We start from the raw sequence: 12,929 nt of genomic DNA on the forward strand, positions 1-12,929 counted from the left end.
GGACAGCGCGTCGCCCAGGCCCGCGGCGGCGAGGGGGTCCGGGACGCCCACGACGGCGGCGGGCGAGCGGCGCGGGAGGGTCGACGGCGCACCGGGTGCGGCGGCCGGACGGGGCGCCGGTCCCCCGGGGGCGGGGCTCTCCAGGGCGGGCGGCGGGTCGGCCGGGAAGGGCGCCGCGTCGAGCGCGCGCAGCTCGGGCTGCCCGGCGCTGACGCTGCCCGGCACGAAGTGCGCCGGGGAGAGGACGAGGGTGACCGTGGTCCCCTCGCCCTCGACGGAGTCGAAGTGCACGTCGATGTCGAGGCGCCCCGCGAGGCGGCCGACGACGAAGAACCCGAGGCGCTGGGCGCCGACGAACTCGCTGGCCCGGCCGCCCGAGATGCGCTGCTGCGCGTGCTCGATCTCGTCGGGGTCCATCCCGAGCCCGGAGTCCGCGATCTCGACGACGACGCCGCGCGCGTCCTCGCTCGTGCTGACCACGACGCGGCTGCCCGGGTCGGAGAAGGAGGTGGCGTTCTCGAGGAGCTCGGCGACGAGGTGCGCCACCGTGAGGGCGAGGTGGCCGGTGACCGGCGGGTCGACGCGCAGCGACAGGTCGATGCGGTCGTAGTGCTCGATCTCGCCTGCGGCCGTGCGGATGACGTCGCTCAGCGGCAGGGCGCGGCGCAGCCGGCGGCCGGTGTTGATGCCCGCCAGCACGAGCAGCGACTCGGCGTTGCGGCGCATGCGCGTCGCGAGGTGGTCGAGGGTGAAGAGGTCCTCGAGGGTGTCGGGGTCCGTCTCGGTGCGCTCCAGCTGGTCCAGGAACGCGAGCTGACGCGCCAGCAGGGTCTGGTCGCGGCGCGCGACGTTGACGAAGGTCTCGGCGATCGACCGGCGCAGGGCGGCCTGCTCGCGCGCGACGCGCAGGGCGGTGGCCTGGAGGTCGTCGACGACGGCGCCCAGTCGGCCGACCTCGTCGGAACCGCCACCGGTGGCGAGGACGGAACCGGCGGGGACGGGGTCCCCCGTGTCGCCCGTGTCGCCCGTGGACGCGCGCTCGACCAGCGCGGGCAGGTCCTCGCGCACGCGGGTGGCGGCGGCGGTGACCCGGCGCAGCCGGCCCCCGACGTCGCGCACGAGGGCCCAGCCGAGGAGGGCGACGAGCGCCAGGACGAGGAGGCTGCCGAGGGCGAAGAGGACGGCGGAGCGCACGGCCGCACCGGCCTGCTCCTCGCCGTCGGCGGCGACGTCGTCGGCCACGACCGCGGTGGCGGCCGACAGGCTCGCGACGAGGCTCGAGGAGGAGGTCAGCCACGCCTCGGGGTCCAGGGCCGGGGTCCCGGTGCCCGCGGCGGCGAAGTCCGCGCGGGCGCCCGCGACGCGGGCACGGGCCCCGGTGGCGTCCGCGGCGCCGAGGATGGTGTCGACGGAGGCGGCGAGGTCGCCGGACAGCCGGCTGCGGGCCTGGCGGCCGGCCGCGTCCTGCTGGGCGATGGCCGCCACGCGCGTCTGGGTGAGCTCGGGGGTCCCGAGGCCGCGCAGGACGAGCAGGCCCGCGGCCTGCTCGCGGGAGGCGGCCTCGTGCTGCTCGAGCAGGGCGGCGAAGGCGCCCTGGCCGCGGGCGAGGTCGCGGTCGGCGCTGCCGTCGGCGACGGTCTGGACCGTTCCGGTGTAGCCGTCGACGAGGGCGCTGTAGGCCGCCAGCGTCTGCGCGGCGGTGGTCTCGCCGCGCGTCACCGTGGCGCGCACGCGCCGCAGCGGCACGGCCAGCTCGCGGACGCCGGTCGCGGCGGCGGCGGTGGCGCCCTCGCCGGCCTCGCCCACGGCGGCGTCGAGGGCGGTCTCGGCGGCGTCGGTGCGGGTGCGGGCCGTCGCCAGCTCCTCGGCCGTGACCGCGTCCGAGCCGGCCAGGAGCTGGAGGCTGAGCAGGCGCTCGCGCTGCAGGGCCACGACGAAGCTGCTGCCCTCGTCGCTGGACGCGGCGAAGCGTGCGACGTCGCGGGTCTCGCGCGCCGCGGAGGAGCGCTGCACGTCGAGCACCACGGCCGCGCCGACGAGCACCAGGAGGGGCACGACGACGAGGACCAGGAGCTTGGCCCTGACGCTCAGGTTCCGCAGCATGTCGACCTTCCGTACGCGAGGTTCCCCACGGTCGGTGGAGACGTCACCCGGCACATCGGCACCTCGTGCCCCGGAGTGAAGCCCCGGGCGTGACCGAATTCGCCCGATCGGCTCACCGAACGGCGGCGCGCCCCCCTTGACAGTGACACAGAGTCACCTCTCGTGTCAGCTCTGCGACCACAGTGCCCGGGCGGCCGGGCCGCGGCACACTCCCCGGGTGACCACCGCCGACGACGTCACCGTCCTGGTCCTCGCGGGTGGGGGCGGCACGCGGTTCGCGGCGCGCCGGCCGGGCAGCGACAAGCTCCTCGCGCCCGTCGGGGCCACGGGGTCCCTCGCGACCCTGCTGGCCGCCCTGCTGGCCACCCCGCCCGACCCTCCGGAGCCGGGCACGGGGGTCCGCGTCGTGGTCGTCGGGCCGCCGCGGGACCTGCCCGCGGGCGTCCGGCAGGTGCGCGAGGAGCCCCCCGGCGGCGGGCCCCTCGCCGGGGTCGCGGCCGGGCTGGCCCTCGTGGACACGGACGTCGTGGTGCTGCTGGGCGGGGACGCGCCCTTCGCGGCGGGCGCCGTGCCCCGGCTCCTGGCGGCCCTGCGGGCCGCGGGTCCGGACGTCGACGCCGTCGTCGGCGTGGACCCCTCGGGCCGCCGCCAGCCGCTGCTCTCGGCCCACCGCACCGCCGCCGCCCGGCGCGCCCTCGGTGCGCTGCCCGCCGTGGCCGGCGCGCCGCTGCGGGCGCTGCTGGCCGGCCGGGTCCTGGCGGTGGAGGTGAGCGCGGAGGAGGCCCTCGACGTCGACACGCCCGAGGACCTCGAGGCCGCCCGCGCGGTGCTGCGGCGGCACGGCGGCCCGGGCGCGGGCGCCGCGGGCCGGACGTAGGGTCGCGGCGTGCGAGCGATCACCGTCCGGGAGCCCGGCGGACCCGACGTCCTCACCCTCACCGAGCTGCCCGACCCGGTCGCCGGCCCCGGCGAGGTCCTCGTCGACGTGGCCGCGGCCGGGGTCAACCGCGCCGACCTCTCGCAGCGCGAGGGCCACTACCCGCCACCGCCCGGGGCGCCCGAGCACCCGGGGCTGGAGGTGTCGGGCTGGATCTCGGCGCTGGGGTCGGGGGTGAGCGGCTGGAGCCGGGGCGAGCCTGTCTGCGCGCTGCTGTCCGGCGGGGGGTACGCGGAGAAGGTGGCCGTGCCCGTGGGGCAGCTGCTGCCCGTGCCGGCCGGGATCGGCGTCGTCGACGCGGCCGCGCTGCCCGAGGTCACGTGCACGGTGTGGAGCAACGTCTTCCTGCTGGCGGGCCTGCGCCCCGGCGAGACCCTGCTGGTGCACGGCGGCAGCAGCGGCATCGGGACGATGGCGGTCCAGCTGGCCCGCCAGGTGGGTGCGCGGGTGGCCGTCACCGCGGGTTCCGCGGCGAAGCTCGCCGCGTGCGCCGAGCTCGGCGCGGAGGTCCTCGTGAACTACCGCGAGGTGGACTTCGTCGAGGTGGTCCGCGCCGCCACGGGCGGGCACGGTGCCGACGTCGTCCTCGACGTGGTGGGCGCGAAGTACCTGCAGCGCAACCTCGACGTCCTCGCGACGGGCGGTCGCCTCGTCGTCATCGGGATGCAGGGCGGGCGCACGGCGGAGCTGGACCTCGGCGTCCTGCTGGCCAAGCGCGCGTCGGTCCAGGCCACGGGGCTGCGCAGCCGCACGCCCGAGGACAAGGCGGGGATCGTCGCGAGCGTGCGCGACCACGTGTGGCCGCTCCTCGCCGACGGGGTGGTCCGCCCGGTCATCGCGGAGCGGATGCCGCTGGCCGAGGCCGCGCGGGCGCACACCGTGCTGTCCGAGTCCCAGCACGTCGGCAAGGTGCTGCTGACCACGGACGTGCCGGCCCCCGGGGCCGCCTGAGCCGCCCCGGGGGCGCCGGCCGCGGGCGGAGGTCGCCTCCGTCGCGGTCGGGTCGTCTCACGCGGCGGAGGTGGTCTCCGTCGCGTCGGTGCTCGCGACGACCGGTGCCGTCGTGACCTCGATGCGGCGCACCGCGGTGCTCGCGTGCGCGCCGGCGACGCGCACCGTCAGGACGCCCGCGTCGTAGGTGGCGCTCACGGCGTCGGCCGTGACGGACGCCGGCAGCGTGAAGGCGCGGCGGAACGAGCCGTAGCGCACCTCCCGCAGACCGCGGCCGCGCTGGGACTCCTCGCGGTCGTCCTTGCGCTCGCCGCGCACGACGAGCCGGTCGCCCTCGACCTCGACGGTCACGTCGCTCGTGACGTCGACGCCCGGCAGCTCCAGGCGCACCAGGGCGTCGTCACCGTCGCGGACCACCTCCGCCGCAGGGACGAAGCGGCCGCTCGGCACACCGCGCACGGCCACGGGCGAGAAGGCCGCCCGGACCAGGGTGTCGAACTGCTGGGTGAACTGCGCGTCGCGACCGCTGCGGACGGACGCCCAGGGGTACAGGGTGCTCACGATGTCCTCCTCGAACTGACCGGCGCCCAGGTGAGCGCCGCTGACGTCATCAACCTGAGTCCCAGCGACTCAATTCCGTGTTCGCCGTGAGCGTGAGTAGGGTCGCGCCGACAGACGCTCGACGACGAGGAGACTGCCGTGCCCGACCTGCCCAGCCCCGCGAACCTCCTGGGCTGCCACGCCCTCGTCTGGGCCGGCGGGCTCAGCCCGGACGACATCGAGCGGGCCGTGGTCCGCACGGCCGCAGCCGGTTTCGGCCTGCTGGAGTTCTCGCTGCACGACTCGACGAACCTGGACACGGCCGCGACGAGGGCGCTGCTGGCCGAGCACGGGCTGGCCGTGGCGTGCTCGCGCGGGCTCGCCTTCGACGCCGACATCTCCAGCGAGGACCCGGCCGTCGTCGAGCGCGGCGCCCAGCTGCTGCGCGACTCCGTCGAGGTCGTCGCGGGCCTGGGCGGCACGATGCTGGCCGGGGCGCTGTACTCGGCCCTCGGCAAGTACTCGGCCCCGCTCACCGCGGGCGGGCGGGCGAACGTCGTGCGGGTGCTGCGCGAGACGGCGCAGGAGGCGCGCGGGCGCGGGATCACGCTCGGCCTGGAGATCTGCAACCGCTACGAGACGAACGTCGTGAACACCGCGCACGACGCGCTGCGCCTGGCCGACGACGTGGGCGAGGACAACCTCGTCATCCACCTCGACACGTACCACATGAACATCGAGGAGGACGACCTCGTCCGGCCGGTCTACGAGGTCGGGGACCGCCTGGGCTACGTGCACGTCGGGGAGAACCACCGCGGCTACCTGGGGTCGGGCCACCTCGACTTCCCGGCGTTCTTCCACGCCCTGCTCGACATCGGCTACACGGGCCCCATCACGTTCGAGAGCTTCTCCTCGGCGGTCGTCTCGCGGGGCCTGTCCAACGACCTCGCCATCTGGCGGAACCTGTGGGACGACGGCGAGGACCTCGCGGCCCACGCTCGGCGCTTCGTCGGCGACCACCTGCTGGCCGCCTCGCACGCCTCGCAGCGGCGGTGACCGCGGTGGCGCGCACCTCCCCCACCGACCTGGAGGGCCAGACCGCCCTCGTGACCGGCGGTGCCCGGGGCATCGGGCTCGCCATCGCGCGGGAACTGGCCACCCGCGGCGCGAACGTCGCCCTCGGAGACCTCAACCCCGACGTCGCCGAGGTCGCCGCGGAGCTGGAGGCCGAGTGGGACGTCACGGCGGTGGGCACGGGCCTGGACGTCACCGACCCGGCCTCCGTCGAGGCGGCGTTCGGCGTCGTGACCGAGACGCTGGGCCCGCCGACCCTGCTCGTGAACTGCGCCGGCATCACCCACACCCGCGACGCGATCGACGTGACGCTCGAGGAGTGGAACCGGGTGATCGGCGTGAACCTCACGGGCACGTTCCTGGTCTGCCAGGCCTTCGCGCGCTCCTGCGCCGCCGCGGCGTCCCCGGGGGCGGTGGTGAACATCGCCTCGATGTCGGGGCGGATCGTCAACGTGCCCCAGCCGCAGGCGTCGTACAACGCGTCGAAAGCCGCCGTGGAGGCGCTGACGAAGTCGCTCGCGGTGGAGTGGATCCCGCTCGGCGTCCGCGTCAACGCGGTGTCCCCCGGCTACATCGCCTCGGACATGACCCGGCAGTTCACCGACGCCAACCCCGAGATGGGCGCGTTCTGGCGCTCGCGGATCCCGACGGGCGAGATGGGCGAGCCGGAGGACGTGGCCGGGCTCGTCGCGTGGCTGCTGTCCCCCGCGGCCCGCTACGTCGTGGGTCAGTCGTTCGTCATCGACGGCGGGTACACGATCGTCTGAGCCGCGGCCACGGCGCCACGCCCACTGGCGACCCTTCCTTCAGTCGGTTAACTTGGGGCCGTCCCTGAGCGACTGCAGCAGGAGGATCGATGACGATTCGTGGACCGATCACCCCGGGTCAGCACCCGGCCCCGCCGGCGCGCAGGCTCGCGCGGCGCACCGTGACGACGGCGATGGTCGCCGCCGCGGGTGCGCTGTCGGTGCCGCAGGCCGCGGGCGCCGCGCCGCGCAGCCCGCACCCGGGCCGCCCTCGGCGCCTGACCGACCGGCACGCCACCCCGCAGGCACGACGGCTCTTCGCCTACCTCGACTCGCTGCAGGGCACGGGCGTGCTGTCCGGTCAGCAGGAGTCGACGTGGAACGACGGGCCGGAGTACGAGATGGACTACATCGAGGAGAACACCGGCCTCCTCCCGGCCGTCCGCGGTTTCGACTACGGCGACAGCCCCGACTTCACACCACGCGCCATCGCCTGGTGGCGGGCGGGGGGGATCGTCGAGCTGAGCTTCCACATGGGCGCTCCGACGAAGCCGAACACCTACGACGGCAGCCGGATGAGCGTCGACATCGACGCGGTCCTGACCCCCGGGACCGCGGAGAACCGGTCCTTCAACGAACGCCTCGACGCCGTGTCCGAGGAACTCCTCGTCCTGCAGGGCGAGGGGATCCCCGTCATCTGGCGCCCCTTCCACGAGGCCGGCGGAGACTGGTTCTGGTGGAGCATGGAGGGCGGGGACCAGTACAACCGCGTCTGGCGCTACGCCTACCACCGCATGGTCAACGAGCGCGAGGTGCACAACCTCGTGTGGCTGCTCGGCTTCAACGGCGAGCCCGACGGGGCCTTCTACCCGGGGCCGGACGTCGTCGACATGAGCGGAGGGGACACCTACGCGGCCGACGGCGACTACGACCCGCAGAACGACATCTACACCGCCGTCCGCGCCATCGTCGGGCCCGACATGCCCGTCGCCCTCCACGAGAACGGGCCCATCCCGGACCCGGAGCTGCTGCAGAGCACCAGCACCGACTGGGTCTTCTTACTCACCTGGCACGGCGAGTGGCTCACCGACCACAACCCCGTGGAGTGGCTGCAGGCCGTCTACGCCTCGCCGTACGTCGTGACGCGCCGGGACGTGCCGAACTTCCGCTGAGCTCGGCCGACCACCCGTGGATCAGGCGGCGAGGAACGGGGCGTGCCGCAGGAACGCCTCGGTACCGGGAGGTTCGACCTCCGGCAGCACGGGATGACCCAGCACCGGGGGTGGAGAGCTCGCGGAGGTGTGACCGGTCGGGAGGCGCAGGGTCCTGACCCCGGTCCGGGGATCCCGGGTGGAGGAGAAGCCGGGGAGTTCCTTGGTGTGGTTGCAGGCCTCGCACAACCCCTGTCCGTTGGCGGCGCTGGTCGGTCCGCCTCTGGCGTGGGGTTCGACGTGGTCGAGGTGGCGGATCGGCGCCTCGCACCACGGCGTCGCGCACCGCTGGTCCCGCGCGCGCAGGAACGCGGCGAGCCCGTCGGGGAAGGCTCGCTGCCGGGACTCGAGAGCGACGAGCTGCGAGGGGTCGGGGGCGGTGAACAACCGCCGCACCGAGGCCAGCCCCGCCTCTGCCGCGCACGCGAGGAGTTCCCGCGCGACCGCCGCGGGGACGGGTCCGTGGCCGGGGATGCTCGCGGAGACGTCGCCGGCGTTCAGGAGGGTGTCGGTGTCCATCACCAGGTGCACCACGACCGGGACCGCTTCGGTGGACGGGTCGCGTCCGGTGATCCGCTGCACGAACGTGTCGGCCATGACCTGACCCCGACCGCGCTCGTCGCCGGGGGCCCGCGTCGCGGCGTGCTCGGAGGCGGCCTTCAGGAGCGCGGCGTGCACCGCGACCCCCTCCGCCACGGGGAGCAGCGCGGTCACGTACGTCATCGTGTCCGGTGCGGGGCGCACCGTCACGCACCGCTCGTTCGCGGCCTTGCGGGCGCGCGCCACCGCAGCGATCGGGTCGATCTGCTGGGCCAGCGCCGTCGCGGATCCGATGATCGCCGCGGCGTCCACCCCGGGGCGCCTGAACTCCGCCGCGAGGCCGGCGTCGACCCGGCCGCGGTCGTCGCGGCCCAGGCACACCGCGGCCTGCACGACCCTGGTCGCGGTCCACTCCTCGATCACCCCGGAGCGCAGCGCGGACAGGGTCTGCGGCAGGTCCTCGACCAGGGCCAGCGCGGCCCCGACGAGGCGGCCGCCCTGGTGCGGGGACACCCGCCGTGCGGCCGCGACCAGCGGCCCCACCGACCGCCCCCGCTTCGCCGCGGGAACCCCCGCCGCAGCCTCCGCGGCCCGCACGGAGACCGTCAGGGCCGCGGTCGCCTCGGCCTGTACCGCGCCCAGCGCCCGCTTGACGACCTCCGCCGCCGCGATCACGTCGACGAGATCGGCGTCGGAGACCCCGGGACGCACGACCTGACGGACTTCCTCCACAGCATCCCGCAGGCGCAGCACCGCATCCGCCGAAGTCGCTGCGGGAGTAGTGGACACGTGTTCGATGGTACCCGTTCAGGTGGTGGTCGGCAAGCACGGCGACTGTGTCGCAGCGGGTCCCGAGACCTCAGTCATCCGCAGCGACGAACTCGTCCCGTCCGGGTCGGAGGGTCGCGGCGTGGTGCGCGGGCCCTTCCTATTCGCCCGCGGCGGCGGTCCACCGCCCAGGGCCTGAGCCTGCCCGTGCGCCGGGACCCGGAGTCGGTGAGGATCGCGCCATGGACTACGTGAAGCTCGGCTCCACCGGCCTCGAGGTGTCCCGGCTCTGCCTGGGCTGCATGAGCTACGGTGACCCCGACCGCGGCGGGCACCCCTGGACGCTGCCCGAACACGAGAGCGCGCCCTTCCTGCACCGTGCGCTCGACGCGGGCGTGACCTTCTTCGACACCGCCAACGTCTACTCCGGCGGCTCCAGCGAGGAGATCGTCGGTAGCGTCCTGCTCAAGGCCGTCCCGCGCGAGGAGGTCGTCATCGCCACCAAGGTCCACGGGCGCATGCGGCCCGGCCCGAACGGCGGCGGCCTGTCGCGGCAGGCGATCCTCAGCGAGGTCGACAACAGCCTGCGGCGCCTCGGCACCGACTACATCGACCTCTACCAGATCCACCGCTTCGACCCGACGGTCCCGCTCGAGGAGACGCTGCAGGCCCTCGACGACGTCGTGACCGCGGGCAAGGTCCGCTACCTGGGGGCGTCGTCGATGTGGGCGTGGCAGTTCGCCAAGGCCCTGCACCTGCAGGACGCCCACGGCTGGCGCCGGTTCGTGACGATGCAGGACCACTACAACCTGCTCTACCGCGAGGAGGAGCGGGAGATGCTGCCGCTGTGCGCGGACGAGGGCATCGGCGTCATCCCGTGGAGCCCGCTCGCGCGCGGCAAGCTGACGCGCGACTGGGACGCCTCGACGAACCGGTCGGAGAAGGACGAGTTCGGCAAGAGCCTGTACCGCGACTCCGACGCGGACATCGCCGCGGCGGTGGCGCGTGTCGCCGAGCGCCGGGGCGTCCCGCGGGCGCAGGTCGCGCTCGCCTGGGTCGCGCGCAACCCCGTGGTCACCGCGCCGATCGTCGGGGCGACCAAGCCGCACCACCTCGACGACGCCGTGGCGGCCGTCGACCTCGTCCTCACCGACGAGGAGGTCGCCGAGCTCGAGGCGCCGTACGAGCCGCACGAGGTCCGCGGCTTCTGAGCCCTCCCCCGCCCGCGCGGTCGCGGCGCGGGTCTGGCGGCGGGCGACGCCTGAGGCCGGTCAGCGGGGTGGCGGGTCGGGCAGCGCCAGCACCTGCCGGGCGAGCTCGGCGTGGGTCACGAGCGCCGAGACGAGCCCGCTGCGCAGGACCGCGGCGACCGCCGCCGCGCGGGCCCCGGCGTCGCCCGTCGCCATCGCGACGACGTCGGGCGTGCGCCGCAGCTGGTCCGCCGTGATGCCGATGACCCGCGCGGCGAGCCCGGGCACCGGCCCGCCGTCCGCCGCCAGGAGCACCCCGGTGATCTCCGCGACGGCACCCGCCGCGGCCAGCGCGTGCGCGTCGGCGGGGTCGAGGGAGTCCAGGGCCGTCGACTCCCCCGGCGCCCAGGCGCCGATCGAGACGACGGCCTTGGTCAGGTGGTCGTGCTCCGCGAGCGCCTCGGCGATGCCGGACTGCGCCCGCAGGCTGTCGGCCGTCGCGGCGTCGGCGACGGCGAGCGGCGCGTAGAACGTCACCGCGGTCGAGGACGTGCCCGCCGCGACCCGGCGCACGAGCTCGACCGCGCTCTCCTCCACGTCGGGCCGCGGCAGCGCCCCCGACAGCTGCACGAACCGGCACCGCAGCGGCGCGTGGACGGCGGCCGCGACGACGGACACGGCGCGGCCCCACGCGAGGCCGACGACGTCCTCGGGCGCCAGCACCTCCTGCAGCAGCCCCGCCGTGAAGACGCCGACGGCCCGTCGCTGGTCCAGGACCGTCTCCCCCTCGGCGCGCAGGACGAACGCGGCCGGCACGCCGAAGCGGGTGCGCAGACCCTCCGCCAGCTCGGCGTCGAGGGCGGGCGGGGCCGTGACGCGGATCTGGACGAGGCCGGCGTCCTGCGCGTCGGCCAGCAGGCGCGCCACCTTGAAGCGGCTGACCCCCAGCTGCCGGGCGATCTCGGTCTTCGTCAGGTTCTCGACGTAGAACCGCTGCGCCGCAGCGGCCGCCAGGGCCAGCCCGCTCACCGAGGCGGCCCCCCGCGCGGGCGCGCGGCTCACGCGACGCCGACCGGGGGACGCACAGGGGCGCCCGCGCCGGCCGTGGACGGAGCGATCGTCGGGATGGTGCTCACCGCGTGACCTCCTTCGGTCGGGGTGCCGGGCGCCGCTCGTGGAGTTGACATCCCTCCGGGTGCAGGTCACGATCTGCACAGCTGAGAGTAGCCCGCTCACATGAGCGTACGGCACAGGGCCACCCCAGCGGGAGTGATCACTGGCTCCGGATCCTGGGACCTGTCGATGAAGACACTGGAGGGGACGATGTTCGGACGTCACAGCGAGGCGCGAGGTGTGAGCCGGCGCGCGGCCATGGCCGGGATCGGCGGCCTGGGCGGCGCGGCGCTGCTGAGCAGCTGCTCGGGCGCCGGCGGGGGTGGCGGCGCCGGCGGGGGCGGTGGCGGTGGCGACAACAGCATCAGCGTCATCATGGTGAACAACCCCCAGATGATCGACCTGCAGAAGCTCACGGCCGACAACTTCACCAAGGACACCGGTATCACGGTGAACTACACGGTGCTGCCCGAGAACGACGTGCGCGACAAGATCAGCCAGGAGTTCTCCAGCCAGGCCGGTCAGTACGACGTCGCGTCGATCTCGAACTACGAGGTGCCCTTCTACTCCAAGAACGAGTGGCTGGCCCCGCTGGACGACTTCATCTCGGCCGACACCGCCTTCGCCCAGGACGACATCCTCGCCCCCCTCGCGACCGCGCTCACGGGGGAGGACGGCAAGGTGTACGCCGAGCCCTTCTACGGCGAGTCCTCGTTCCTGATGTACCGCAAGGACATCTTCGAGTCCAAGGGCCTGACGATGCCTGCGAAGCCGACGTGGCAGGAGGTCGCGGACTTCGCGGCCCAGCTCGACGGCGCGGCGCCCAACATGAAGGGCATCGCCCTGCGCGGCCAGCCCGGCTGGGGTCAGGTCTTCGCCCCGCTGACCACCGTGGTCAACACCTTCGGCGGCACCTGGTTCGACGAGAACTGGAACGCCCAGGTCAACGCTCCCGAGTTCGTCGAGGCGACGAAGTTCTACGTCGACCTCGTGCGGGCCCACGGCGAGGCCGGTGCACCGCAGGCCGGGTTCACCGAGTGCCTGAACGGCATGACCCAGAGTCAGGTCGCGATGTGGTACGACGCGACGTCGGCCGCCGGCTCGCTCGAGGCGACCGGCTCGCCCGTCGCCGGGAAGATCGGCTACGTCGCCGCGCCGGTCAACAAGACCGACTCCTCCGGGTGGCTCTACTCCTGGGCCTGGGGCGTGCAGAAGGCGTCGCAGAAGCAGGAGAACGCCTGGAAGTTCATCTCCTGGGCCTCCAGCCAGAGGTACGAGGAGCTCGTGGGCTCCACGGTCGGCTGGGCCAGCGTGCCCGCCGGCAAGCGCAACTCGACCTACGAGAACACCGACTACCAGCAGTCGGCCGGCCCGTTCTACCAGGCCACCCAGGACGCCATCAACGCCGCGGACCCGGCCGACCCGGGCGTGCAGAAGCGCCCGGCCCCCGGCATCCAGTTCATCGCGATCCCCGAGTTCGCCAACCTGGGCACGCAGGTGTCGCAGGGCGTCTCCTCCGCGATCGCGGGCCAGACCACCGTCGAGAAGGCGCTCGACGACGGCCAGGCCCTCGCCGAGAAGCAGGTCACCGAGGTCTACCAGAAGAGCTGATCACGGCCGACCCCGTCCGCACCCGCGGGCGGGGTCGTCCCCGTGCGCCGGCGGCGCCCTGCCCCGGCTCTCCCCGCACCAACGGCTGCAGCGAGCAGGACGTCGGAGGACCCCATGAGCAGTCCGGGCAGCACCGCCCTCACCC

11 protein-coding genes are annotated in these 12,929 nt (G+C 74.6%); 7 read left to right on the top strand and 4 right to left on the bottom strand.

Annotated features, from left to right (window positions below; all coding sequences use genetic code 11):
• Positions 1 to 2,103: sensor histidine kinase (locus GTR02_RS14130; protein ID WP_166608135.1), on the bottom strand; the 2,103-nt coding region annotated here is incomplete at its 3' end.
• 217 nt (positions 2,104 to 2,320) lie between these two features.
• On the opposite strand from GTR02_RS14130, the gene GTR02_RS14135 reads away from it, so the two are divergent.
• Both GTR02_RS14135 and GTR02_RS14140 read left to right on the top strand, forming a co-directional pair.
• The gene (locus GTR02_RS14135; RefSeq protein ID WP_166608136.1) at positions 2,321 to 2,980 is read left to right on the top strand and encodes an NTP transferase domain-containing protein; all 660 of its coding nucleotides are present in this window, start codon (positions 2,321 to 2,323) and stop codon (positions 2,978 to 2,980) included.
• A 9-nt stretch (positions 2,981 to 2,989) separates the two neighbouring features.
• On the top strand, positions 2,990 to 3,991 hold the full coding sequence (locus tag GTR02_RS14140; RefSeq protein ID WP_166608137.1) for a zinc-binding dehydrogenase: 1,002 nt from the start codon (positions 2,990 to 2,992) through the stop codon (positions 3,989 to 3,991).
• Positions 3,992 to 4,048: 57 nt separating this feature from the next.
• Here the strand turns inward: GTR02_RS14140 and GTR02_RS14145 are convergent, their stop codons facing one another.
• Entirely contained in the window at positions 4,049 to 4,552 is a 504-nt protein-coding gene (locus GTR02_RS14145) for an Hsp20 family protein (RefSeq protein WP_166608138.1), read from the bottom strand.
• Positions 4,553 to 4,690: 138 nt separating this feature from the next.
• On the opposite strand from GTR02_RS14145, the gene GTR02_RS14150 reads away from it, so the two are divergent.
• The 3 genes from GTR02_RS14150 (at position 4,691) to GTR02_RS14160 (ending at position 7,523) form a co-directional block, all read left to right on the top strand.
• A complete protein-coding gene (locus tag GTR02_RS14150; protein WP_205709270.1) occupies positions 4,691 to 5,587 on the top strand; it encodes a TIM barrel protein in 897 nt (298 codons plus the stop codon).
• Positions 5,588 to 5,592: 5 nt separating this feature from the next.
• Positions 5,593 to 6,372 carry an SDR family oxidoreductase gene (locus GTR02_RS14155; RefSeq protein WP_205709271.1) on the top strand — a complete coding sequence of 260 codons (780 nt, stop codon included), beginning with the start codon at positions 5,593 to 5,595 and terminating at the stop codon, positions 6,370 to 6,372.
• An 89-nt stretch (positions 6,373 to 6,461) separates the two neighbouring features.
• Positions 6,462 to 7,523, top strand: coding sequence for a glycosyl hydrolase (locus GTR02_RS14160; protein WP_166608140.1), 1,062 nt, complete (start codon positions 6,462 to 6,464; stop codon positions 7,521 to 7,523).
• Positions 7,524 to 7,544: 21 nt separating this feature from the next.
• Here GTR02_RS14160 and GTR02_RS14165 read toward each other — a convergent pair whose 3' ends face one another.
• Positions 7,545 to 8,834, bottom strand: coding sequence for a DUF222 domain-containing protein (locus GTR02_RS14165; protein ID WP_166608141.1), 1,290 nt, complete (start codon positions 8,832 to 8,834; stop codon positions 7,545 to 7,547).
• A 278-nt stretch (positions 8,835 to 9,112) separates the two neighbouring features.
• Between GTR02_RS14165 and GTR02_RS14170 the strand changes: the two genes are divergently transcribed.
• Positions 9,113 to 10,081, top strand: a complete 969-nt coding sequence (locus GTR02_RS14170; RefSeq protein WP_166608142.1) for an aldo/keto reductase — start codon at positions 9,113 to 9,115, stop codon at positions 10,079 to 10,081.
• A gap of 60 nt (positions 10,082 to 10,141) precedes the next feature.
• On the opposite strand, the gene GTR02_RS14175 is transcribed toward GTR02_RS14170, so the two are convergent.
• Positions 10,142 to 11,122, bottom strand: coding sequence for a sugar-binding domain-containing protein (locus tag GTR02_RS14175; protein ID WP_166608143.1), 981 nt, complete (start codon positions 11,120 to 11,122; stop codon positions 10,142 to 10,144).
• Positions 11,123 to 11,431: 309 nt separating this feature from the next.
• Between GTR02_RS14175 and GTR02_RS14180 the strand changes: the two genes are divergently transcribed.
• Entirely contained in the window at positions 11,432 to 12,784 is a 1,353-nt protein-coding gene (locus tag GTR02_RS14180) for an ABC transporter substrate-binding protein (RefSeq protein WP_166608145.1), read from the top strand.
• The last annotated feature ends 145 nt before the right edge of the window (positions 12,785 to 12,929 follow it).

The sequence above is a fragment of the Kineococcus siccus genome (genome assembly GCF_009906795.1).
Lineage (GTDB): Bacteria > Actinomycetota > Actinomycetes > Actinomycetales > Kineococcaceae > Kineococcus > Kineococcus siccus.

Excerpts from the sequence above, each read along its gene's own strand:
- GTR02_RS14180 (WP_166608145.1), top strand. The coding sequence starts at position 11,432 with ATGGCCGGGATCGGCGGCCTGGGCGGCGCGGCGCTGCTGAGCAGCTGC.
- GTR02_RS14170 (WP_166608142.1), top strand. The coding sequence starts at position 9,113 with ATGGACTACGTGAAGCTCGGCTCCACCGGCCTCGAGGTGTCCCGGCTC.
- GTR02_RS14160 (WP_166608140.1), top strand. The coding sequence starts at position 6,462 with ATGACGATTCGTGGACCGATCACCCCGGGTCAGCACCCGGCCCCGCCG.